We start from the raw sequence: 21,238 nt of genomic DNA on the forward strand, positions 1-21,238 counted from the left end.
AAAGCGAAGGGAACGTTCGCGGCGGCGGCGGCTCGTGCCGCCTGGACTTCGCCGCGCCGCGCGTAGAGCCCGGCCAAACCGACCGGGCCGAGCCCCACCGGCATCGCCCACTGCTGCCCGAACAGCCCGGCGCGGAGATCGATGTCCGAAACGTCCCGAAGCACCCGCTGGCGCAGCGCGATGCTGCGCAGGTCCTCGACGTTCCGGCGAAGCGTCACTTCGTCGTACGAGCCGCCATCGAGATATTCGAACAGGAAATGCGGCAGCCGCGCCTTCGCCAGCGCTCGATAGTCGGAGACGCTTGCAGCGCGCCTGCTCAAGCTGTTCGCCGGGCGTTCTTCACGACTGCGGTTTGCCTCTCTGTCGGCTCGCTTGCAACCGCGGCGGCGAGCGCCTCCAGCGCCTTGACGTGCCGGCCGAAGGCGGTGCGTCCACTCGGCGTCAGCCGCGCCCAGGTGCGCTGCCGCCCGTCGGTTGCTGCCTTGCGAAGCGAGACGTAGCCCGCCTCCACCAGCGCCGCGAGATGCTTCGACATCACCGAATCGCTCGCGCCCGTGACCTTCCGCAGCAGCGCGAACTCCGCCTCCTGCGCCTGCGCCAGAACGGCAGCGATCTGCAGCCGCGCCGGGGGGTGGAGCACCGCATCGAAGCCCGTGGGCACGTCCATGCTCAGGCGCCCATCTCGCGGACGAACACCCGCTGCCACAGCATGCTTCCGATGGTTCCGATCAGCATGCCGGCGACGCCGAGCAGCAAGGGGGTCGTGTGATCGCCCATCCCCAGGCCGCGAACGACGCTCACGACGTAGAGCGCCAACTCGACGATCAGGATGCCGATCGCGACCACCCGCGTTTTGCCGCGCCGGTAGCCGTTGATGAACATCCCCATCCGCTTGCGATCGAAGTGGATGATCACCGGAATGCAGGCGAGGATCAGGACGAGGATCCCGGTTCGCGCTGCCAATCCGAACGCCGGGCTCGCCACGAGTCCGCCCATCAGCAACCCGAAGGCCGCGTGCCGCCATGGCGGGCAAGTCGCTGCTCGCGCCATCTGCGCCTCTGCGTCGCGCTTGGCGCTCAGCGCCGACAATGCCTCCGAATGATCCATGCCCCGGTCCTTTCACTTTCCAGATTGGAAAGTGAAATAGAGGTCACTTTCCGGTTCGGCAAGTTAAAACTTTCCGGATTGGAAAGTGGCAATCAGGTCGCGAAGCTCGGGTCGAGGCGGTACGCCTTGCGCTTGAGCGCCGGCCAGGCGAGCAGGTTGGCGGCGAGCGCCACACCCACCTGGCCCTGCTGCGCGGTGATCTCGGGCGAGCCCTGGGGCGGGTTGTTGATATTCTCGCCCGCCGAAAGCGCCAATACCTGCGCCTGGCACGCGCGTTCGAGGAAATAGAGGCGGACGAAGCACTCACCGACACTCTTGCCGACGGCGAGCGTGCCGTGGTTGCGCAGGATCATCGCGTTTTTGGTGCCGAGGTCGGCGACCAGCCGCTCGCGCTCGTCGAGGTCGACCGCGACGCCCTCATATTCGTGGAAGGCGACGTCCCCGCGCACCAGCATCGCCGTCTGGGTCAGCGGCAGCAGTCCCTCGCTGTGTGCCGCCACGGCCTGTCCCGCCGGCGTGTGCAAATGCATCACCGCATGCGCGTCCTCGCGCGCCATGTGGATCGCCGAATGGATCGTGAAGCCGGCCGGATTGGTGATGAACGGCGTCGGATCGACTGGGTTGCCGTTCGCGTCGACCTTGACCAGCGAGCTCGCGGTCACCTCCTCGAACATCAGATTGTACGGGTTGAGCAGGAAGTGGTGATCCGGCCCCGGGATTCGCGCCGACAAGTGCGTGAAGATGAGGTCGTCCCAGCCGTAATGAGCGACCATCCGGTAGGCCGCGGCGAGGTCGACCCGGATCGCCCATTCCTCGTCGCTGACCTTGCCCTCGAGCGACGGGATGTCGACGCTGTCCAGCGGTCTCGCTTCCGTCATTCCCCGGTTCATAGTTTCCACGCGATTCATGCAGGCACCTCTTGCCGATCCGGATGCGCGGCGGCGAACGCCTCGAGCTTGTTCGCATTCTCCTCGGCGCGGAGCAATGTCGGATAATCGTCGAGCGGAACGTTGAACCTCCGCGCGTTGTAGAGCTGCGGGATCAGGCACACGTCGGCGCCGGTGGGCGCATCGCCGAACAGGAACTTGCCCGCCTTTTTTGCCGCCATCGCTTCGAGCGGCGGCAGCCCCACGGCGATCCAGTGCGCGTACCAGCGGTCGGTCTCGTCCTTCGTGTGGCCGAGCTCGTTCCTGAGATACTGGATGACGCGGAGATTATCGATCGGGTGGATGTCGCACACGATCGCCATCGCCATGGCGACGACATGCGCGCGCTCGGCCGCCGCCGCCGGGATCAGCGGCTGGTTGGAAAAGCGGATGTCGAGGTAGTTGATGATCGCCAGGCTCTGCGTCAGCCGGTGCCCGTCGATCTCGAGCATCGGCACCAGCCCCTGCGGGTTGAGCGCGCGATACTCGTCCGACCTCTGCTCGCTTTTCAGAAGGTTCACGGGCCGCGTTTCATACTCGACCCGTTTGAGATTCAAGGCGATCCGCACGCGGTAGCAGGCGGACGAACGGTAATAATCGTAAAGGATGATCCGGCTCATGGCCGGCTGCTTACTCCGGCGAAATGAACGGCGCTATCACTTCCGGAGGCACCCGGATCGGCCGGGCGATCGCTTTGTCGATAATCGCCCACTGGGTGCGCGAGCGGACGCAGACTTTCGCGTCAGGGCCGATGAATTCGATGAAGCGCTCGAACCGCGCCCCCCGCGGAGCGTCGGCGACCCAGGTGCGTGCGGTGACGACATCGCCGTCATGCGCCGCGCGCAAATAGTCGATCTCGTGCCGAACCACGACCCAATAATAAGCGTCCTTGTGCGCCTTCGGAGCGACCGCCTCCCAATGCGCGACCGCGACCTGCTGGATCCACTGCACCCACACCGCATTGTTGACGTGCCCCAGCTCGTCGATGTGCCCGACCGCGGCGGTGAAGGTCAGCTCGAAGACAGGCTTATCGGTCACGCCCCTGTCATTGCGAGGAGCGGAGCGACGAAGCAATCCAGAAGAAGAATCTGCCACGCGAAGGCACGAAGAAGAGAAGGAAGGCGCGAAGGGGAATCGCAATGCCTTCGCGCCTTTTATTCTCCTTCGTGCCTTCGTGTGAAAAAATGGCTGGATCGCTGCGCTACGCGCGCAATAGCGGTCAGACCGTCTGCGTCAGGATGAACGCGTAGGTCTCCGCCACCTCATGCAGCTTGTCCCACCGGCCTGACTTCCCTCCGTGCCCCGCGCCCATGTTGATCTTGAGCAGCAGCAGGTTCTGGTCGGTCTTGGTCGCGCGCAACTTGGCCGCCCATTTGGCCGGCTCCCAGTAGGTGACGCGCGGGTCCGTGAGGCCGCCGGTGATCAGCATCGGCGGATAGCCCTGCGCCTTCACATTGTCGTAGGGCGAGTAGCTGCGGATATAGTCGAACGCCTCGCGGTCGGTGATCGGATTGCCCCATTCGGGCCATTCGCCAGGCGTCAGCGGAAGCGTGTCGTCGAGCATCGTGCTCAGCACGTCGACGAAGGGCACGTCCGCGACCACCGCGCCCCAAAGCTCCGGGTCGGAGTTGACCACCGCCCCCATCAGCTCGCCGCCCGCCGAGCCGCCATTGATCGCGATCCGGCCGGGCCTCGTGAACTTGGCGGCGGCGAGCCCCTTCGCGACATCGACGAAATCGTTGAACGTGTTGGTGCGCTTGGTCAGCTTGCCGTCCAGAAACCATTTGTAGCCGAGGTCGTCGCCGCCGCGGATATGCGCGATCGCGCACGCCCAGCCGCGGTCGAGAAGGCTGATCCGGTTCGAGTTGAAGACCGGCGGGATCGCGTGGCCGTAGGCGCCGTAAGCGTAAAGGAAGAGCTTGCCCTCGCCGTCCTTCTCGAAGCCGCGCTTGTAGACGACGGACACCGGGACCTTCGCCCCGTCGCGCGCGTCCACCATCACCCGCTCGGTCTTGTATAGTGACGCATCGTAGCCCGACGGCACTTCCTGCACCTTGCGCACTTCGAGCTCGCCGCTCTCCGGGTGATAATCGTAGATGGTCATCGGCGTGACCATCGACGAATAGCCAAGGCGGTAGCTGTCGGGCGCGAACTCCGGATTGCCCATGAAAAAGGCACTGTAGCTCGCTTCCGCAAACGGGATTTGCGTCTCGTCGCCGGAATAGGTGCGCAGCAGCAGCTGATCGAGCCCCTCGACCCGGCTGCTGATGGCGAGATGGTCGCGGTATGATGTGACGCCGGTCAGATAGACGCGGTCCGACCCCGCGATGACCGTCCGCCATTCCTCAGGGCTCGCGACGTCCGCTTCGGCAAGGCGAAAGTTCACATGGTCGTCGTTGGTATGGATCCACAGTTTCCCGTGCGCCGCGTCGACGTGATATTCGCGGTTGGGCTTGCGGCGTGAGATCAGCGTCAGCGGCTGCGACGGGTCGTCCGCCGAGACGAACCGCACCTCGCTGGTCGCATTGTCGCCGGTCGAGACGATGATCAGGCTCTTGTCCTGCGTCTTGCCGACGCCGACGGAGAAGCCGAGTTCCTCCGTCTCCACGTAGAGTGTGGCCGCGTCCGCGGGATCGGCGCCGAGCCGGTGGTATTGCGCGCGGTAGCTGCGCCAATTGTCGTTGACCTCGGTAAAGACAATTCCCTTGCTGTCGCTCGACCACACCGGCTGGCCGATCCCGACCCTGGTGACCGTCTCGATGTCCTTGCCGCTCGAAAGGTCGCGGATCCGCAGCTCGAATCGCTCCGAGCCGTCATAGTCCGCCAGCGTCGCCAGCAGCTGTCCGTCCGGGCTCACCTCGAGGGCGCCCAAGCGGAAATACTCGCGCCCCTCGGCTTCGATCGGCTCGTCGAAGATCACCTGGTCCTCGCCCCCGCCGACCGGCTTGCGATACCACGTCCGGTACTGAGCTCCGCCGGGCTTGAACGCCCACCAGTAGAGATAATCCCCGTCGCGGATGGGGACCGAGCTGTCGTCCTCCTTGATCCTTCCCTTCATCTCCTCAAACAGCTGGTCGAGCAGCCCCTGGTGCTCAGCCTTCCACCCTTCGAAATAGGCGTTTTCGGCCTTCAGGTAGGCGAGGACGTCCGGGTCATCGACGTTCGGATATTTGGGATCGCGGAGCCAGTGCCACGGGTCGGAGATGGTGACGCCATGACGCTCGTAGCTGTAGGGGCGTTGCGGCGCGGTCGGCGGGGCAGGAAGGGTGGTCGGTTTGTCCATGCCCGTTCCTCAACCAAGCCGAGCCCCGCCCGTCCAGCCCTTAATCGTCATCCCGGCCTCGAGCCGGGACCTGCCTCACTAAAATAACGACAGGGGAACGTCCGCCTTGGGTGGAAAGCGGACTCTAGGAATGGGACGATTACCCGACCTTCCACGACCGCAGCATCTGCGTTGCTTTGGCTCTCATCATTGGGAGCTTCAACCGTCACTAGATGCGCTGGGATCTCATTCGGATCGCGGATCGGATCAAGATGGAATGTAAACGCGTGTGCTCCGGGGACTGGGAGCCAAGCGACCTTCGCATCGAACAGCCATTCGTGGGGAACCGCGAAGCGCTGCCCTGCGACCTGCTGCGTTCCAGCATTGCGAAATGCCAGTGCGCCGCCTGCTCCGGCGATGGCGACTAAGAACAAAGCTAGTTTCGATTTCACCGGCAAACGTTCGCACGACCGCTTACCGTCCGCAATGCACTCAAATCCACCGCTCCGCTCATGGCAGCTTTGGGTCGAACTCGGTCGCGGCAAGTTTGGGTGGAAAGCGGACATTTGCGCAGCTAGCGTCCGCGGGATGAACTTCCCCGACTTCACAAGCTACTTCGAGGGCCTGAAATCCAAGGGATTCACAATTCAACACGCTGCGTATTGGGACTCCTTTGGCAGTTGGTCGATTGAGTTTTATTCTGATCGGAATCGGCGGCATCGGTTGATCTGGGATGGGAGAGACCGATGGCTGACCTTGCAATACGAACGGCCAGAGAGCGAGCGCACCCACTCCGTCGCTCCTGAAGAGCTTCGGAGGATGAATTACATCGACCGAGTGCAGGCTCGAACGTGGAGCGAAGAAGACGATTGGAAAGACAAGTGGATCGGGCGGAAGCAACCGGAGCAGACCCTTGGGCACGCGTTGAAGGCGTTAAGCGGCTAGACCGCTAGTGTCCGCTTTGGGTCGAAACCAGCCATTTGGCGGCGCGCGGTTTTTCCTGTCGTACACCCACCAAATCGTGCTTGGCTCGCCCATGGCGCAACTCCATCCCGGCATCCGCTCGATCCGGCGGAGGGAGCGCTAATTTCACACCGAATGGCGCCTCTTCATGAGAAAATCGCCAAGTTAAGCGGTCTCTCCATGCCCGCCGCCACTTCAAGAATGCGCGTTCATGCACTAGCTGGAACGCGAAGGGATTAGCCGATGTCCAGCTATGCAGACCGCCTCGCCGCGCTTCGCGAGCAATTGAAGGCCGACAAGCTCGACGGCTTCGTCGTGCCGCTGACCGACGAGCACATGAGCGAATATGTTGGGACCTACGCCCAGCGCCTGGCGTGGCTCACCGGCTTCCAGGGCTCCGCGGGTTCCGCGGTCGTGCTGCCCGAGGAAGCGGCGATTTTCGTCGATGGCCGCTACACGCTCCAAGTCCGCAGCCAGGTCAGCCCGACCGAATGGAGCTACCAGTCGGTGCCCGAAACGAGCACCACGCAATGGCTTGAGGACCATGCGCCCGAGGGTGCGCGCATCGGCTACGACCCTTGGCTCCACACCCGCGACTGGGTGAAGAAGGCTCGGCAAGCGCTCGCCAGCCGCGGCGCCGAGCTGGTGCCGGTCGAGCGCAACCCGATCGATGAAATCTGGACCGACCGCCCGGAGGCATCAAAGGCGCATCTCGTCGTCCAGTCCGATGAATATGCCGGCAAGTCGTCCGCCGAGAAGCGCACCGAGATCGGGGACTGGCTCAGCAAGCACCACGCCGACGCGGCGGTGATCCCGGCGCTCGATTCGATCGCGTGGCTGTTCAACGTCCGCGGCAAGGACGTTCACCGGACCCCGGTCGCGCTCGCCTACGCGCTCGTCCACACCGACGGCACCGCAGATTTGTTCGTCGCGAGCGAAAAGGTCGCACCCGACGTGCGCCAGCACCTCGGCAACGGCGTCCGCCTTCACGAGCGATCGGAATTCGAGAGCGCGCTCGCCGAGCTCAAGGGCAAGACCGTCGTCGTCGACCCCGAGCGCGCCGTTGCCGCAATCTTCGACGCGCTGGAGAAAGCAGGCGCGAAGATCCTGCCGCTGCGCGATCCGACCATCCTCCCCAAGGCGCTCAAGAACCCTGCCGAGATCGCGGGCCAGAAAGCCGCGCAAACCCGTGACGGGACCGCGATCGCGCGCTTCCTCCACTGGATCGACGAGGAAGCGCCAAAGGGCGAGGTCGACGAGCTGATCGCGTCCGACAAGCTGGAGGCTCTCCGCCGGGAGGCGCCAGAACTCCGCGACCTTTCGTTCGACAGCATTTCCGGCGCGGGGCCCAACGGCGCGATCGTCCACTACCGCTCGAGCGAGAAGACCAACCGGAAGCTCGAAAAGGGCACGCTCTATTTGATCGATTCGGGCGGCCAGTATGTCGACGGCACGACCGACATCACCCGCACCGTCCCGATCGGTGAGCCGACCGAGGAGATGCGCGACCGCTTCACCCGCGTCCTCAAGGGCCACATCGCCATCGCGACCGCCGTCTTCCCCAAGGGCACGCGCGGCAGCCAGCTCGACAGCTTCGCCCGGCGGCCGCTGTGGGAAGCCGGCCTCGACTACGCCCACGGCACCGGTCACGGAGTGGGCAGCTTCCTCGCGGTGCACGAGGGGCCGCAGCGAATCTCCCCGGTGGGAAGCGCGCAGAGCGGCGGCGACGAGCCGCTCCAGGCCGGCATGATCATCTCGAACGAGCCCGGCTATTACAAGACGGGCGAGTACGGCATCCGAATCGAGAATCTCGTGCTGGTCGTCCCGCGCGAGATCGAGGGCGCGGAGAAGGAGATGCTCGGCTTCGAGACCCTGACCTTCGCCCCGATCGACCGCCGGCTCATCGATGTCCAGATGCTCGATCCCGAGGAGCTGATCTGGCTCAACTGCTACCACGCCCACGTGCTGGCGAAGATCGGGCCGACTCTGTCCGGGAGCGATCTCGAGTGGCTCCGCGCGACCTGCGCGCCGATCGGGATGCCGGACGAATGAAGGGCAAGTCGCTCTACGATTTTCCCGTCCACCTCGGCCTCGGCGCCAGAGCAGTGGCCGAGCCGCAGTTCACCGGGATGGACTGGTACGAAGCCTATGGCGATCGTCATTCGGATGACCTCGACGAGGGCCGCCTCGTCAGCCTGTTCCGGTTCGAGGAAAGCTGGACGAGCTGGGAGATGCATCCGGCGGGCGAGGAGGTCGTCTGCTGTCTCCAGGGCCACATGATTCTGCACCAGGAACTGCCGGGTGGAGGCAAGGAGACGTACGAGCTCGGTCCGGGCGACTATGCGATCAACCCGCGCGGCGCGTGGCACACCGCGGACGCGGAACAGCCGGTCGTCGCGCTGTTCATCACCGCGGGCAAGGACACGGCCCACCGGCCGCGGTGAAATTGCATTAATTGTCCGTTTAATGCATTGCTGCTAAACGAAAATCCGGAGATGATTCGTGATGATCGGACTGCAGCTCGTGCTCGCCATTCTTCTGCTCGGCGCCGTCATCTGGATCGGTGACGCCGTAGCCGGCGGAATCGACGATGCGCTCGGCGAGAAACTGAGGGATCGCGACTAGCTTTCCTTCTGCTCCGGCTTCTCCCCCGCGCCCATCTTGCGGGATTGCGCTTTGCGTCGTTTCAAATTCTCCCGAAGCGCCGCCGCTAGCCTCTCTTCGCGCTCCTTGTCTTTGCCCGTCATATGAGCCACATGGCGCCCGCGCTCCGGCCCCGCAAGGCGGTTGACAGCGCAAGGGCCGCGCCGTCATAGGCGCGCCTCTCTCGGACAAAGTGCTGCCGTAGCTCAGTGGTAGAGCGCATCCTTGGTAAGGCTGAGGTCGTGAGTTCAATCCTCACCGGCAGCACCATCCGATCACGCAGTTGATCTGGGGATCGACAAGTCAGCGGATCTGCGGTTGCTATTCGTAAGTCCCGTCGAGCAGCCCTTCGATCATGTGCCGCTGCTCGAGCGGACCCACGGTATTCGTCAGCCGATAGAACAAGTGATTCCGTACCACCGGCGGGATTCGCTCGAGGAAGCCGGAGGTCACTTGAAGTTGGTGCCCGTCGGCGTCGGTAACATCGTCCGCGACGACGCCGATGATGAACATCGGCCGCGGCTCGTCCGAGACATTGGCGGTGCCGCGGTGAATCGTGAGGCCGGTGCGCGCCGAGATGTCGCCGCGCTGCGGGAGCTTCTGCTCGGCAAGTGATCGGTAGCGATCCCATTGACGTCTGGAAGGGAACATCTCCGCCTTGGCGCCGCGGATTTCGTCCCACTGGGTGCCCGGCGCGATTTCCAACGGCCCGTGCTCGGGCCGAGTGTCGATCGTGGTCAGGTTGAACGCAAGCGAGCTCAGCCGCCGGCCGAACGCATTGTCCGCGTCGGCCGGAAAGTCGCGGTGCCACGGCTGGTCGGCGGCGCCGGGGAACGGGATGTCGAAGCCGAACTCGACGACTTTGTAGCCGGGGCCGAGCACGGCTTCGCACACTGCGACGAACCACGGATGGCTGGCGATCTCGACGAAGCCTTCCACCCGCTCCGGCTGGACCGCGACGTACCAGCGATTGGGGCCGCGCGGCACCGCGCCGCCCGGAATTCGCGCTGCTTCCTCGTAAAGCGCCAGGCATTGACGGTGGAGCGATTCGACCAGCTCGCGCGGGAAAGCGCCCCGCAGCGCGACGATCCCGTCGCCGTAGAGCCCGCCCATGATCGCGGCGATGTCGTAATCCTGATGCACCAGGCCCCTCCGGCGATTCGACGCGCGAGACTATCACCTGCGTCTTGCCATGCGAGACGCATTCCGCTTGGGGGCCGGCATGCGCTTCTTCTCGGACAATGCCGCGCCTGCGCACCCCAAGGTGCTTGAGGCGATCGCGGGAGCGAACCGGCTCGACACGGCCTATGACGGCGACGAATGGAGCCGCCGGCTCGACGGCGCTTTCTCCGAATTGTTCGGGACGGAGGTCCGGGCATTCTGGGTGACCACCGGCACAGCCGCGAATAGCCTGGCGCTGGCCGCGCTATGCCCGCCGTATCGCGGAATCCTGTGCCACAAGGATGCGCACATCGAAGTCGACGAGGCGGGCGCGCCGGGGTTCTTCACCGGGGGCGCGAAGCTGATCCTGCTCGACGGAGATGGAGCCAAAATAACGCTCAATGCCGTGGCCGCGGCGTGGGAGGGCATTCGCAAGGACGTGCATCAGGTGCAGCCGGCAGCCATCTCGATCACCAACGCGACCGAATATGGGCTCGTGTATCGAGCTGCCGAGGTGGCGCGTCTCGGCGAGTTCGCGAAGGAGCATGGCCTTGCGTTGCACATGGATGGGGCGCGGCTCGCCAACGCGCTGGTTTCGACCGGCGACAGCCTCGCCGACATGACCTGGCGCGCCGGCGTCGACGCCTTGTCCTTCGGCTTCGTCAAGAACGGCGGCCTCAATGCCGAGGCGCTGATACTGTTCAGGACCGGGCTTGCGGACGAAATCGCGGTTCGGCGCAAACGGGCAGGACATCTGCTGTCGAAGGGCCGCTATCTCGCGGCGCAGCTGCTGGCGATGCTCGACAAGGACCTGTGGCTCGACAACGCGAACGCGGCGAACGCGGCGGCGCAGGTGCTCGCGAAAGCTGCGCCCGACCGGCTCGTCTATCCGGTCGAGGCCAACGAGCTGTTCCTCAAGGTGTCGGCCGAGGAAGCCGCGCGGCTTCGTGCCGCAGGCTTCGATTTCTACGATTGGGGCCCAGGCGAAATCCGCCTGGTCACCAGCTGGGACCAGCAGGGCGAGGCGCTCGATCGGCTCGCGTCGGCGATCGCCGCTCTGTGAACGAGCCGCACGCGACCTTCCGGTCGGTCGCGCTTCCTTTCATCGTTTTTACGGCGATCTGGGGATCGACCTGGATCGTGATCCGTGGCCAGCTCGGCGTGGTCCCGCCGCAATGGTCGGTGACCTACCGCTTCGTTATCGCCGCCGCGGGAATGGCCGCAGTCGCGGCGTGGAAAGGCCAAGATCTACGTCTCGACCGCACCGGCGCGCTCGCGGCGATCTTCCTCGGCTTTTCGCAATTCTGCATCAACTTCAACGCGGTCTACTTCGCCGAGCGGCACATCACCTCGGGCGTCGTCGCCACCGTGTTCGCGCTGTTGCTGATCCCGAGCAGCCTGCTCGCCTGGGCGTTCCTCGGCCAGCGGCCGAGCGCCCGCTTCGCGTGGAGCTCGCTCGTCGCCGTCGCCGGCATCCTGTTGCTCTTCGCGCACGAGCTTCAGGAGCATGGCGCAAGCTCGGCGCAGATCGCTGGCGGGATCGCGCTGACGCTGGTCGGAATGGTCGGCGCTGCGGCTGCCAACGTCTTCCAGGCCCGGCCGGAGATCCGGCGCTTCCCGTTGCTTGCGCTGATCGCCTGGTCGATGGCCGCCGGCGCCGTCATGGACGGCATCTTCGCCTCCGCGATGGCCGGGCCGCCGGTGTTCGACCCGCGTCCCGTCTATTGGGTGGGGCTCCTCTACCTCGCCTTGCCTGCGTCCGTGCTCACCTTCGCGCTCTACTATCCCGTCGTGCGCAAGATCGGCCCGGGGAAGGCCGCGTATTCGAGCGTGATCGTCCCCATCATCGCCATGGGCTTTTCGACCTGGCTGGAAGATTATCGCTGGACTCCGCTCGCAATCGCCGGGGCCGCGCTGGCCCTCGGCGGCATGGCCGGCGCGCTGAGCCGTGGGCGGACGAAGATCGCGGCTCCCGACGCGGGGTGATGCGTTGAGCGCTCATGCCGTCGAGCGTCATTCGCCGTTTCGCTTACTGTCACGACAGCGCGCAGCTGTGGGTCGAGTTCACCACCGGGCGCCGTTACGTGTACTCTGACGTGCCGCAGGAGGTCGCCGACACCTTCCGCTCGGCCTTTGCCAAGGGCGTCTATTTCAACACCCGAATCCGCGATTGCTACCAGTACCGCGAAGTGACGCACGGGGACCTCGACGAGCCGGCAACGCATTCTTAAGCGCGCCGCGCGACACTTCGTCGATGATCCCGATGCGTACCAGTTCCGTGTTCAAGAGCCGCTGGATGGCCCTGTTGTGGGCGGCTGGCATCATCTGGTTCGCGTGCGACGTCGCCGGATCGCAGCCGCAGCAGGGCAACGCGTCGCAGAACTCGGCAGCGGCGACCGACGCCAACGGCGCGCCTGCGACGGCCGACGACGAGCGCAAGCTCGCCGAAGCGCTGAACAGCTTCTAGCCCGACGTCTTCCACTCTACCCGCTCGATGTGCCAGCGCCGCTGCGCCTCGGTCGAGCCCGGCACGTCGTTCACCCTGCGCAGGATCGCGTCGCCCCTGCGACTGACCGCCTTCCCGTTGAGGCGACCATAGAGGACGACCGACACGGTGATGTAGATCGACCCGGCCGCGCCTTCCATGTCCGTCGGCTTGCCGATCTGCAAGTGGGCTTCGGAATAGGTCTTGAGCGACGCGGTCGTCCTTTTCGCGGCCGCGGCGTCGCCCCACAGCTTTTCCGCTTCGGCGAAGCGCTTCTGCTCGATCAGCGCGCCGTAATGCTGAACCACCTGGCCGGCCACCTCGGCGCTCTTGGGGTCGATCGGGCCGTTCGGCTCTGAGAGCGGCGTCTTGTCGTCTGGCAGGCCGCCGGGCGTTCCCGGCGCGGGCGGCTCCGGTGGCCTTGGTGCCGGATCAGGCGAAGGTGCCGTCGGAGGCGCCGGTGCTGCGGGAGCCGGCGCGTTCTCCGCATTGCCCTGCGCGCTCGGGTCCGGTGATCCCTGGCAGGCGGCGACAAGGGTGAGAAGCGCAGTCATCGCGACGGTCCGGTTCATCATCTCTCCTTTCGGGCACGGAACCGCACCCTCCAAACTTCGTTCGTTTCGCCAACATAACAGGGGAATAGAGGGAGAGTTTCCATGGCCGACGACAATGGCACCGAGCGTGAACACACGACCGTGGTCGAGACCGGCGGCGGCGGCGGGGGAGGCGGCGTGCTCGCCGTCGTCCTGCTGATCATCATCGTGCTGGTGCTGCTGTTCATCTTCCGCGACCAGCTGGGCTTCGGCAGCGACGCCACGAACATCAACGTTCCGAACTCGATCGACGTGAACGTCAACCAGAGCTGAGCTTTGCGATTGGCGCGGGCGGGTAGCGAGTCCCCGTCCGGGCGCGGGCGCGGCGCTTTCGGGTGCCGCGCCCGTTTGTTTTTGGGCGCGTGAGGCAGTAACCGCCGCCCATGAGCGATGCGCTGCGATACATGCCCGGCTTCGGTGGCCATTTCGAAAGCGAGGCGGTCGAGGGCGCGCTTCCCAAGGGCCGCAACTCCCCCCAGCGCCCCGCCTTCGGCCTGTACACCGAGCAGCTCTCGGGAAGCAGCTTCACTTCGCCGCGGCACGAGAACCGGCGATCGTGGCTGTACCGAATGCGGCCGACCGCGGATCACCGGGCGTTCGTCGCTTACGAGGGTGCGCCGCTGTTTGCCGCGCCGCCTTCGTCTGAGCCGCTTGCTCCGAACCGCCTGCGCTGGAACCCGCCGCAGCTTCCCGAGGGCAGGGACTTCATCGACGGGCTGGCGACAATGCTCCACGCGCGCCAGCCCGAGCAGCTCGAAGGCTGTGGGGTGCACGTCTACCGCGCGACGAAGAGCATGGAGCGGCGGGTCTTCGTCGATGCAGACGGCGAGCTGGTCATCATTCCCCAGCAGGGCGGGATCGAGCTGCAAACAGAGCTCGGCCGTCTCGAAGTCGCCCCCGGCAGCATCGCCGTCGTGCCGCGCGGCATCAAGTTCAGAGTCGCGCTGCGCGACGGCGAGGCGCGCGGCTATGTCGCGGAGAATTACGGGCTCCCGTTCCGGCTTCCGGAGCTCGGTCCGATCGGAGCGAACGGCCTCGCAGGCCCGCGCGATTTCGAGACGCCCCTCGCCTGGTTCGAGGACAGGGACGAGCAGACGGAAGTCGTCCAGAAGTCGCTCGGCCATCTTTGGACGACCACGCTCGATCATTCCCCGCTCGATGTCGTCGCTTGGCACGGCAATTACGCGCCGTACCGCTACGACTTGTCCCGCTTCAACGCGATCGGGACGATCAGCTTCGACCACCCCGACCCGTCGATCTTCACGGTGCTGACCAGCCCCAGCAACGTGCCGGGCCGCGCCAACGCCGATTTCGTGATCTTCCCACCGCGGTGGATGGTCGCCGACGACACATTTCGCCCGCCATGGTTCCACCGCAACGTGATGAGCGAAGCGATGGGGCTCATCCACGGCGCCTATGACGCCAAGGCCGAAGGCTTCGCGCCCGGCGGGCTCAGCCTGCACAATCTGATGAGCGGCCACGGCCCCGATCTGGACAGCTGGCGCAAGGCGAGCGAGGCCGAACTCAAGCCAGTGAAGATCGAAGGCACGATGGCGTTCATGGTCGAGACCTGCTGGTCCTATCGTCCAACGCAATATGCGCTGGAGCGGGCGCAACCGGACTATGACGAGGCGTGGGCGGGATTTCCGAAGGCGAAGCTGCCGTGATCGACGAGACGAACGATAGCGCGCTGAAGAGTTGGGTCGAAACGCCCCACGGCAGCGATTTCCCGATCCAGAACCTGCCGATCGGGATCTTCTCGGTCGGTGACCGGCGGAGGCGCGCCGGAGTGGCCATCGGCGACTTTGTGCTCGACCTCACGGGCATCGCCGACCTTCTCGACGAGGACTGGCGCGAGGATCTGTCGCAGCCAATCCTCAACGGTTGGCTCGCGCGAGGAAACGGCGCTCAACACGCGCTCCGCGAGCGGCTGATCGAACTCCTCGGCGACGAACGTTATCGCGATGACGTCGAGCCGCAGCTGATCGGTCAGACCGAGGTCAGGATGCATGTGCCCTGCCTCGTCGGCGATTACACCGATTTCTACGTCGGCATCCATCACGCGACAAACGTCGGCAAGCAGTTCCGGCCGGACAATCCGCTGCTGCCCAATTACAAATATGTGCCGATCGGCTACCACGGCCGCGCGAGCTCGATCCGCGTTTCGGGCGAGCCGGTGATCCGGCCCAGCGGCCAGCGCAAGGCGCCGGATGCGGACGCGCCCGAATATGGCCCCAGCCGGCGCCTCGACTACGAGCTCGAGCTCGGCATCTGGATCGGGCGCGGCAACGATCTCGGCTCACCCATCCCGGTCGGCGAGGCTGCCCGGCATATCGCCGGCTATTGTCTTTTGAACGACTGGTCGGCTCGTGACATCCAGGCTTGGGAGTACCAGCCGCTCGGCCCGTTCCTCTCGAAGAGCTTCATGACCAGCGTCAGCGCGTGGGTCGTGAGCCAGCAAGCGCTCGCGCCGTTCCGTCGGCCAATGCCGCCGCGCGCGGATGGAGACCCGCGGCCCTTGCCCTATCTCGACAATCCAGCGGATCGCGAGAGCGGCGCCCTCGAAATCCAGCTCGAGGCGGTCCTGACGAGCGAACGGATGCGCCAGGACGGCATTGCGCCGCATGTTCTCTCGCGCGGCTCGGCCGACGCGGCCATGTACTGGAGCGCCGCGCAGATCGTCGCGCATCACACGGCAAACGGCTGCAACCTGCTGCCGGGGGACCTGATCGGCACCGGCACGCTGTCGACCGACAGCAACAACGGCCTCGGTTCGCTGCTCGAGATCAGCCGCGGCGGCAAGCAGCCGATCGCGCTGGCGACCGGCGAAATGCGGAGCTTCCTCGAGGATGGCGATGAGATCACGCTCCGCGCGTGGTGCGAAGGCGAGACCGGGCTTCGCATCGGCTTCGGCGAATGCGTCGGCCGTGTGGCCGGAGATCGCTAGCAGGCCGGCTTCCCAACCATCCGCACCTAAGTAATCTTCCGTAGTTCGCCGCGCGGCGTACCAGCCTAATGAGAATCATTCGCAGAAAACTTCTTCGCCAGCGCGGAGGAAAGGAGAGCTCATGTTCATGAAGCCAATCAAGGCCGAACAGAGCTGGACCACATATGTTCTCTCCAGTCTGCTGGAGAGCTGGTCGGCATCGCGGGCGTCCGGGACGGCGCCGCTTCCCGCGTTGATAGCGTTGTCACACAGGCTCGGCGTCTCGTCCATTTCGGCCGTTGCGTTCGGCAGCGTCTTCGATCTGGCCGAGGCCTGCCTCGGACGGTCATTGTCGGTGAATCGCTGTTGCAGCAATGACCTGCCGGCTGGCGAGTGGGCTTTGATCCACATGCTCAACGAGACCTTGCGAGACGGCGATATCGCCGCGCTCGGCGCAGCGTCGGGCGAACTTATCGACGCGTTGGTTGCCGCCGCGACGAGCGCGCGCCGCCTTCTGGCCCCCCAGGAGCATGAGCTCGACCGGTTATGGCACACCGTGCACGCCGCTCGGCTTTCGCATTGACCGGCGGCGTGGCCGATTGGGGGATTCGAACGTCACAAGTCAGTGGGTTGGAGAATCAAATAATGACACAAGTCGCAGCACTGGAACCCCTCGGCCACCGCAAGGTCGGTGAGATCGCGGCCAGCCTGGCCGGAGCGACCGCCGTGTTCCGGCGCTTCCGGATCGACTTTTGCTGCCATGGCGACGTTCTGCTCGATGAAGCCGCCAAGGCGCGCGGAATCGATCCTCGAACGATCGAGGCCGCACTTCAGGAGCTCGACGGGGCCCCGCCGTCCGATCTGCCTTCGGATACAGCGGGGCTGATCGATCATATTCTCGAACGTTACCATGAAACCCACCGGCGTCAGCTGCCGGAGCTGATCCAGCTCTCGCGCCGGGTCGAGCAGGTTCATGCCGGAAAGCCGGGCGTCCCAGCCGGGCTTGCCGAAATCTTGCAGCACGCTCTCGGCGAACTCGAAGTGCACATGCGCAAGGAGGAATTGATGATCTTTCCCGCGATGCGCCGCACGGACGTCACACGGCTGCTCGACGGACCGACCGCGATGTTGCGCGAGGATCACAGCGACCAAGGGGCAATGCTGGAGCAGATCACCGCGATGACGGACGATTTCACGGTACCCGAGGGCGCGTGCGCGACGTGGCAGGCACTTTATGCCGGTGCAGCGGAGTTCAAGCAGGATCTCGTCGAACACATCCACATCGAGAACAACATCCTGTTCCCCCGGTTCGAGAGCAGCGCAATCCCTGCCTAGCGAGACTTCCCGCGCACCGCTGGACATGGGAGCGCATCGGGGCGGTCATTGCAGCCCCAGGTTCTCGCTCATCAGTCGGGTCATTGCGTAGAGGCGGTCGAGCTGGGGAGTCGCGATCCCGATGCGCTTGGCGATCTCGCGCGGGGCGCCGAGCAGAGCCTCTAGCTCGATCGCCCGGCTCGCCTCGACGTCCTGAAGCATCGACGATTTGAACGCGCCGAGCCGCGCCGTCACCGCCATGCGGTCGGCCGCGCTCTCCTCGATCGGGCAAGCGATCGCGGCGCCGACCGCCGCAAGCTCGTCCATCGCTTCGGCCATGGATGCCCGGATGATCGCATCGTGGAGCAGCTTGTCGGCGGTCGAGCGGGTCAGCGCCGACATCGGGTTGATGGTCGCATTGCCCCACAATTTGTACCAGATCGCGCGGCGGATATTCTCGCTTTCCTCGCAGTGGATTCCGGCATTGGCGAACAACGTGCACAGCCGCTCGATGCGCTCGCTCGACCCGCCGTCCGGTTCCCCCAGAATCAGCTTGTCGGCATGCTTGACCGTCACCCGATTGGGCCCGGTCCTGAAGCAGCTTGCATGGACTACGCAGCCGGCGACCTGCTCGGCGGGCAGCGCGTCGGCGATCGCAAGGTCGGGGTCGACCGACCACAAGGGGTCGTCGGTGAACCACCATGGCACGCCGTTCATCATCGGTACGATCTGCGTGTCGGGTCCAACGAGCGCCTCGAGCGAAAGCGCGATTCGCGGCAAGGCGGGCGCTTTGACGGCAATGATCACGACGCCGTGCACTCCGAGCGCTGCGGGATCGCTCGACGCCGCAACCGCGACGCAGCGCGTATCGCCGCCATCGGTGAGCCACAGCGCCTCGGTTTCGATCGCCGCCAGCGTTTCGCCGCGCGCGACGACCGACACGTCATTGCCGGCGAGCGCGAGCCTCGCCGCGATCCAGCCGCCGATGGCGCCGGCCCCCACCACGCAAATGTTCATGGCCGCACGGATGGGCTAGAAGGCGCCTCTTGGGCAAGGGGGCGTCATGCTGTTCCGTCAGTTGTTCGAGCCGCAATCGTCGGCTTACACCTACCTCATCGCATGCGAGGTCACCCGCGACGCTGCGCTGATCGACCCGGTTCTGGAAACCGTCGACCGGGACGTGCAGTTGCTCGCCGAACTCGGGCTGAGGCTGCGCTATACGATTGAAACGCATATCCACGCCGATCATGTGACCGGCGCTTCAGCGCTGAGAGAACGGACCGGGTGCAAATGCGCGGTTCCGGACACAAGCGGCGCAGCGCGTGCGGATCTGGCCGTCACCGAAGGGGAGTCGATTCACATTGGCTCGCTCAAGCTGCAGCCGCTCTTCACGCCGGGGCACACCGACGATCACTACAGCTACTTCCTCGCGAGCGGCGACGCAGCGCGCGTCTTCACCGGCGACGCGCTGCTGATCGACGGCTGCGGGCGCACCGATTTCCAGAACGGAGATGCCGCGACCCTGTACCGATCGGTCCACGAAAAGATCTTAAGCCTACCGGGCGATACGCTCGTTTATCCGGGCCATGATTATCAGCATCGCCGCGTCAGCAGCGTCGATCAGGAGCGCGACCGCAACCCGCGCCTCGGCGGCGGCAAGAGCATCGACGAGTTCGTCGCGATCATGGCGGGCCTCAAGCTGCCGCGGCCGAAGAAGATGGATGTCGCAGTGCCCGCGAACCGCCAGTGCGGGCAAGTGCTCTCAGGCTAATGCCGGCCCGCGACGTGATCGAGGAACCACGCGTAGGTTTGCCTGATCCCGTCTTCCAGTCCGATGCTCGAGCGCCATCCCAGCGCCGACAGCCGCGACACGTCGAGCAGCTTGCGCGGCGTGCCGTCGGGCCGCGAGCGGTCGTAGCTGATCCGTCCCGAAAAACCGGTGACTTCGGCGAGCAGTTCGGCAAGCTCCGCAATCGATATGTCCTCGCCAGTTCCCACGTTGATGTGGCTCAGCATCGGCTGCGTATTTTCACGATACTCCGATTCCGGGAGATTGAGCACGAACAGCGATGCGTCCGCCATATCGTCGACGTGCAGGAACTCGCGGCGCGGCGTGCCCGAGCCCCAGATGACCACTTCCTCGGCACCTTCGCGCGCGGCCTTGTGGAATCGCGCCATCAGCGCCGGCAGCACATGCGAGTCCTCCGAACCGAAGTTGTCGCGCGGACCGTAGAGGTTGGTCGGCATGACGCTGCGGTAATCCATGCCGTGCTGTCGGTTGTAGCTCTCGCACAGCTTAATCCCGGCGATTTTGGCGATCGCATAAGGCTCGTTGGTCGGCTCGAGTGGACCGGTCAGGAGCGCTTCTTCGACGAGCGGCTGCGGCGCGTCGCGGGGGTAAATGCAGGATGATCCGAGGAAGAGGAGCTTCCGAACGCCTGCTTCGAATGCCGCGTGGATGACGTTGCATTCGATCATCAGATTCTCGAAGATGAAATCGGCAGGATAGGCGTTGTTCGCGTGGATTCCGCCTACCTTTGCGGCGGCAAGGATCACGGCTTCTGGCTCCTCGACGGCGATGAATTGCCGCACGGCAGCCCCGTCGAGAAGGTCGAGTTCAGCGCGTGTGCGGGTCAGCGTCTCCGCGCCTTGCCCCTTCAGCTTCTCGAGGATGGCGGAGCCGACCATTCCCCGATGTCCGGCAACATAGGCCCGCATCAGTGCTACTTTTCCGTGCTGATGCTTGGAGCGTAACCGTGCGCCTTGAGAAGTGCGTGCCGGCGCGCGGTGTCGAGATCCGCCGTGACCATTTCCGTGCACAGCTCCCGAGCCGTGACTTCCGGCGTCCAACCGAGCGCATCGCGAGCAGCCGTCGCATCGCCAAGCAAGGATTCGACTTCTGCGGGACGGAAGTAGCGCCGGTCGACACGGACGATGACGTCACCAGTGCGCAAGGACGTTTCTACCGTCCCGCTCACCGAGTCCACGATGCCGACCTCCTCGACGCCGGCGCCCTCGAATCGAATGGCGACCCCAAGGTCCTCGGCCGCCCAAGTTACGAATTGCCGGACGGAGTGCTGCTGCCCCGTCGCGATGACGAAATCGCGCGGCTCATCCTGCTGCAGCATCAGCCACTGCATTCGGACATAGTCGCGTGCGTGCCCCCAATCGCGCAGCGCGTCCATGTTGCCGAGGTAGAGGCAGTCCTGGAGGCCTTGGCTGATGTTGCACAGGCCGCGGGTGATCTTCCGCGTGACGAAGGTCTCGCCGCGGCGGGGGCTCTCGTGATTGAAAAGCAGGCCGTTGCACGCATAGAGGCCATAGGCTTCGCGGTAATTGACCGTAATCCAATAGGCATAGAGTTTCGCCACCGCATAAGGCGACCTCGGGTAAAAGGGCGTCGTCTCACGCTGCGGTGTTTCCTGGACCAGGCCGAAGAGCTCGGACGTCGATGCCTGGTAGAAGCGCGTTTTCAGCCCGAGAAAGCGGATGGCTTCGAGGAGCCGGAGCGCCCCGAGTCCGTCCACGTCCGCCGTATATTCGGGAGCCTCGAAGCTGACGGCAACGTGGCTCTGGGCACCGAGGTTATAGACCTCGTCGGGTCGGACCTCATGCATGATCCGCATGAGGTTCGAGCTGTCCGTCAGGTCTCCATAGTGCAGGCGCAAGTCCGGATTCGGCTCGTGCGGGTCCTGGTAAATGTGGTCGATGCGATCGGTGTTGAAGAGCGACGCCGGCCGCTTGATCCCGTGGACCTCATATCCTTCCCTGAGCAGCAATTCCGCCAGGTAGGATCCGTCCTGGCCGGTGATGCCGGTGATGAGCGCTTTCTTCATCGGTGACCTATTCCTGCTTTGT

At 64.9% G+C, this 21,238-nt stretch carries 25 protein-coding genes and 1 tRNA gene; 14 read left to right on the forward strand and 12 right to left on the reverse strand.

What is annotated here, in order from left to right:
* The 7 genes from GH737_RS01830 to GH737_RS01860 all read right to left on the reverse strand — a co-directional run.
* Nucleotides 1–320, reverse strand: a 320-nt coding sequence (locus GH737_RS01830; protein WP_196232922.1) for an alpha-hydroxy-acid oxidizing protein, incomplete at its 3' end; no start/stop codon positions are given.
* Complete coding sequence (locus tag GH737_RS01835) at nt 317–667, reverse strand: transcriptional regulator (protein ID WP_155263159.1); 351 nt, start codon at nt 665–667, stop codon at nt 317–319. The genes GH737_RS01830 and GH737_RS01835, both read right to left, overlap by 4 nt.
* Nucleotides 668–669: 2 nt before the next feature.
* Entirely contained in the window at nt 670–1,107 is a 438-nt protein-coding gene (locus GH737_RS01840) for a hypothetical protein (protein WP_155263160.1), read from the reverse strand.
* A gap of 92 nt (nt 1,108–1,199) precedes the next feature.
* Nucleotides 1,200–1,985 carry a class II aldolase/adducin family protein gene (locus GH737_RS01845; RefSeq protein ID WP_155263161.1) on the reverse strand — a complete coding sequence of 262 codons (786 nt, stop codon included), beginning with the start codon at nt 1,983–1,985 and terminating at the stop codon, nt 1,200–1,202.
* A gap of 26 nt (nt 1,986–2,011) precedes the next feature.
* Nucleotides 2,012–2,653 carry a maleylacetoacetate isomerase gene (gene maiA / locus GH737_RS01850; RefSeq protein WP_155263162.1) on the reverse strand — a complete coding sequence of 214 codons (642 nt, stop codon included), beginning with the start codon at nt 2,651–2,653 and terminating at the stop codon, nt 2,012–2,014.
* A gap of 10 nt (nt 2,654–2,663) precedes the next feature.
* Nucleotides 2,664–3,071, reverse strand: coding sequence for an acyl-CoA thioesterase (locus tag GH737_RS01855; RefSeq protein ID WP_196232923.1), 408 nt, complete (start codon nt 3,069–3,071; stop codon nt 2,664–2,666).
* Nucleotides 3,072–3,252: 181 nt separating this feature from the next.
* Nucleotides 3,253–5,316 (reverse strand): S9 family peptidase, encoded by a 2,064-nt coding sequence (locus tag GH737_RS01860; protein WP_155263163.1) that lies wholly within the window; start codon nt 5,314–5,316, stop codon nt 3,253–3,255.
* A gap of 567 nt (nt 5,317–5,883) precedes the next feature.
* On the opposite strand from GH737_RS01860, the gene GH737_RS15080 reads away from it, so the two are divergent.
* The 4 genes from GH737_RS15080 (at nt 5,884) to GH737_RS01875 (ending at nt 9,171) form a co-directional block, all read left to right on the forward strand.
* Nucleotides 5,884–6,240 carry a hypothetical protein gene (locus tag GH737_RS15080; protein ID WP_196232924.1) on the forward strand — a complete coding sequence of 119 codons (357 nt, stop codon included), beginning with the start codon at nt 5,884–5,886 and terminating at the stop codon, nt 6,238–6,240.
* A gap of 261 nt (nt 6,241–6,501) precedes the next feature.
* Nucleotides 6,502–8,310 (forward strand): aminopeptidase P family protein, encoded by a 1,809-nt coding sequence (locus GH737_RS01865; RefSeq protein WP_155263164.1) that lies wholly within the window; start codon nt 6,502–6,504, stop codon nt 8,308–8,310.
* Complete coding sequence (locus GH737_RS01870) at nt 8,307–8,702, forward strand: cupin domain-containing protein (protein ID WP_155263165.1); 396 nt, start codon at nt 8,307–8,309, stop codon at nt 8,700–8,702. The genes GH737_RS01865 and GH737_RS01870 overlap by 4 nt, the downstream gene beginning before the upstream one ends.
* Before the next feature lie 394 nt (nt 8,703–9,096).
* Nucleotides 9,097–9,171: transfer RNA gene (locus tag GH737_RS01875), tRNA-Thr, on the forward strand.
* Nucleotides 9,172–9,222: 51 nt separating this feature from the next.
* Here the strand turns inward: GH737_RS01875 and GH737_RS01880 are convergent.
* Nucleotides 9,223–10,044 carry a phytanoyl-CoA dioxygenase family protein gene (locus GH737_RS01880; protein ID WP_230558573.1) on the reverse strand — a complete coding sequence of 274 codons (822 nt, stop codon included), beginning with the start codon at nt 10,042–10,044 and terminating at the stop codon, nt 9,223–9,225.
* A gap of 79 nt (nt 10,045–10,123) precedes the next feature.
* On the opposite strand from GH737_RS01880, the gene GH737_RS01885 reads away from it, so the two are divergent.
* From GH737_RS01885 to GH737_RS01900, 4 genes are read left to right on the forward strand one after another with little or no spacing between them, the layout of a single operon-like run.
* Nucleotides 10,124–11,125, forward strand: a complete 1,002-nt coding sequence (locus GH737_RS01885) for a threonine aldolase family protein (RefSeq protein WP_155263166.1) — start codon at nt 10,124–10,126, stop codon at nt 11,123–11,125.
* Entirely contained in the window at nt 11,122–12,048 is a 927-nt protein-coding gene (locus GH737_RS01890; protein WP_155263167.1) for a DMT family transporter, read from the forward strand. Before GH737_RS01885 ends, GH737_RS01890 begins: the two co-directional genes overlap by 4 nt.
* A 14-nt stretch (nt 12,049–12,062) precedes the next feature.
* Complete coding sequence (locus tag GH737_RS01895; protein WP_155263168.1) at nt 12,063–12,293, forward strand: KTSC domain-containing protein; 231 nt, start codon at nt 12,063–12,065, stop codon at nt 12,291–12,293.
* 23 nt (nt 12,294–12,316) lie between these two features.
* On the forward strand, nt 12,317–12,529 hold the full coding sequence (locus GH737_RS01900) for a hypothetical protein (protein ID WP_155263169.1): 213 nt from the start codon (nt 12,317–12,319) through the stop codon (nt 12,527–12,529).
* Here the strand turns inward: GH737_RS01900 and GH737_RS01905 are convergent.
* Nucleotides 12,526–13,119, reverse strand: a complete 594-nt coding sequence (locus tag GH737_RS01905) for a hypothetical protein (RefSeq protein WP_155263170.1) — start codon at nt 13,117–13,119, stop codon at nt 12,526–12,528. The genes GH737_RS01900 and GH737_RS01905 overlap by 4 nt on opposite strands.
* Nucleotides 13,120–13,203: 84 nt before the next feature.
* Between GH737_RS01905 and GH737_RS01910 the strand changes: the two genes are divergently transcribed.
* The 5 genes from GH737_RS01910 (at nt 13,204) to ric (ending at nt 17,401) form a co-directional block, all read left to right on the forward strand.
* Complete coding sequence (locus GH737_RS01910) at nt 13,204–13,413, forward strand: hypothetical protein (RefSeq protein ID WP_155263171.1); 210 nt, start codon at nt 13,204–13,206, stop codon at nt 13,411–13,413.
* A 110-nt stretch (nt 13,414–13,523) separates the two neighbouring features.
* Nucleotides 13,524–14,807 carry a homogentisate 1,2-dioxygenase gene (gene hmgA, locus GH737_RS01915; RefSeq protein ID WP_155263172.1) on the forward strand — a complete coding sequence of 428 codons (1,284 nt, stop codon included), beginning with the start codon at nt 13,524–13,526 and terminating at the stop codon, nt 14,805–14,807.
* Nucleotides 14,804–16,087: a fumarylacetoacetase gene (fahA, locus tag GH737_RS01920; RefSeq protein WP_155263173.1), complete on the forward strand. Its 1,284-nt coding sequence runs from the start codon at nt 14,804–14,806 to the stop codon at nt 16,085–16,087. Before hmgA ends, fahA begins: the two co-directional genes overlap by 4 nt.
* A gap of 121 nt (nt 16,088–16,208) precedes the next feature.
* Nucleotides 16,209–16,649, forward strand: coding sequence for a hypothetical protein (locus GH737_RS01925; RefSeq protein ID WP_196232925.1), 441 nt, complete (start codon nt 16,209–16,211; stop codon nt 16,647–16,649).
* Complete coding sequence (gene ric / locus GH737_RS01930) at nt 16,646–17,401, forward strand: iron-sulfur cluster repair di-iron protein (protein ID WP_230558574.1); 756 nt, start codon at nt 16,646–16,648, stop codon at nt 17,399–17,401. The genes GH737_RS01925 and ric overlap by 4 nt, the downstream gene beginning before the upstream one ends.
* Before the next feature lie 45 nt (nt 17,402–17,446).
* Here ric and GH737_RS01935 read toward each other — a convergent pair whose 3' ends face one another.
* The gene (locus GH737_RS01935) at nt 17,447–18,397 is read right to left on the reverse strand and encodes a ketopantoate reductase family protein (RefSeq protein WP_155263175.1); all 951 of its coding nucleotides are present in this window, start codon (nt 18,395–18,397) and stop codon (nt 17,447–17,449) included.
* A 46-nt stretch (nt 18,398–18,443) separates the two neighbouring features.
* On the opposite strand from GH737_RS01935, the gene GH737_RS01940 reads away from it, so the two are divergent.
* The gene (locus GH737_RS01940; protein WP_155263176.1) at nt 18,444–19,151 is read left to right on the forward strand and encodes an MBL fold metallo-hydrolase; all 708 of its coding nucleotides are present in this window, start codon (nt 18,444–18,446) and stop codon (nt 19,149–19,151) included.
* On the opposite strand, the gene fcl is transcribed toward GH737_RS01940, so the two are convergent.
* The gene (gene fcl / locus GH737_RS01945; RefSeq protein ID WP_155263177.1) at nt 19,148–20,098 is read right to left on the reverse strand and encodes a GDP-L-fucose synthase; all 951 of its coding nucleotides are present in this window, start codon (nt 20,096–20,098) and stop codon (nt 19,148–19,150) included. The two genes, GH737_RS01940 and fcl, sit on opposite strands and share 4 nt — an antisense overlap.
* Nucleotides 20,099–20,103: 5 nt before the next feature.
* Nucleotides 20,104–21,216, reverse strand: a complete 1,113-nt coding sequence (gmd, locus tag GH737_RS01950) for a GDP-mannose 4,6-dehydratase (protein WP_155263178.1) — start codon at nt 21,214–21,216, stop codon at nt 20,104–20,106.
* Nucleotides 21,217–21,238 lie beyond the last annotated feature (22 nt).

The organism is Sphingomonas segetis, from assembly GCF_009720245.1.
Lineage (GTDB): Bacteria > Pseudomonadota > Alphaproteobacteria > Sphingomonadales > Sphingomonadaceae > Sphingomicrobium > Sphingomicrobium segetis.

Bases quoted from the DNA above. Each gene is read 5' to 3' on its own strand.
- GH737_RS01835 (WP_155263159.1), bottom strand. From the start codon at position 667: ATGGACGTGCCCACGGGCTTCGATGCGGTGCTCCACCCCCCGGCGCGG.
- GH737_RS01840 (WP_155263160.1), bottom strand. From the start codon at position 1,107: ATGGATCATTCGGAGGCATTGTCGGCGCTGAGCGCCAAGCGCGACGCA.
- GH737_RS01845 (WP_155263161.1), bottom strand. From the start codon at position 1,985: ATGACGGAAGCGAGACCGCTGGACAGCGTCGACATCCCGTCGCTCGAG.
- maiA (WP_155263162.1), bottom strand. From the start codon at position 2,653: ATGAGCCGGATCATCCTTTACGATTATTACCGTTCGTCCGCCTGCTAC.
- GH737_RS01860 (WP_155263163.1), bottom strand. From the start codon at position 5,316: ATGGACAAACCGACCACCCTTCCTGCCCCGCCGACCGCGCCGCAACGC.
- GH737_RS15080 (WP_196232924.1), top strand. From the start codon at position 5,884: ATGAACTTCCCCGACTTCACAAGCTACTTCGAGGGCCTGAAATCCAAG.
- GH737_RS01865 (WP_155263164.1), top strand. From the start codon at position 6,502: ATGTCCAGCTATGCAGACCGCCTCGCCGCGCTTCGCGAGCAATTGAAG.
- GH737_RS01870 (WP_155263165.1), top strand. From the start codon at position 8,307: ATGAAGGGCAAGTCGCTCTACGATTTTCCCGTCCACCTCGGCCTCGGC.
- GH737_RS01885 (WP_155263166.1), top strand. From the start codon at position 10,124: ATGCGCTTCTTCTCGGACAATGCCGCGCCTGCGCACCCCAAGGTGCTT.
- GH737_RS01895 (WP_155263168.1), top strand. From the start codon at position 12,063: ATGCCGTCGAGCGTCATTCGCCGTTTCGCTTACTGTCACGACAGCGCG.
- GH737_RS01900 (WP_155263169.1), top strand. From the start codon at position 12,317: ATGATCCCGATGCGTACCAGTTCCGTGTTCAAGAGCCGCTGGATGGCC.
- GH737_RS01905 (WP_155263170.1), bottom strand. From the start codon at position 13,119: ATGAACCGGACCGTCGCGATGACTGCGCTTCTCACCCTTGTCGCCGCC.
- GH737_RS01910 (WP_155263171.1), top strand. From the start codon at position 13,204: ATGGCCGACGACAATGGCACCGAGCGTGAACACACGACCGTGGTCGAG.
- hmgA (WP_155263172.1), top strand. From the start codon at position 13,524: ATGAGCGATGCGCTGCGATACATGCCCGGCTTCGGTGGCCATTTCGAA.
- GH737_RS01925 (WP_196232925.1), top strand. From the start codon at position 16,209: ATGTTCATGAAGCCAATCAAGGCCGAACAGAGCTGGACCACATATGTT.
- GH737_RS01935 (WP_155263175.1), bottom strand. From the start codon at position 18,397: ATGAACATTTGCGTGGTGGGGGCCGGCGCCATCGGCGGCTGGATCGCG.
- GH737_RS01940 (WP_155263176.1), top strand. From the start codon at position 18,444: ATGCTGTTCCGTCAGTTGTTCGAGCCGCAATCGTCGGCTTACACCTAC.
- fcl (WP_155263177.1), bottom strand. From the start codon at position 20,098: ATGCGGGCCTATGTTGCCGGACATCGGGGAATGGTCGGCTCCGCCATC.
- gmd (WP_155263178.1), bottom strand. From the start codon at position 21,216: ATGAAGAAAGCGCTCATCACCGGCATCACCGGCCAGGACGGATCCTAC.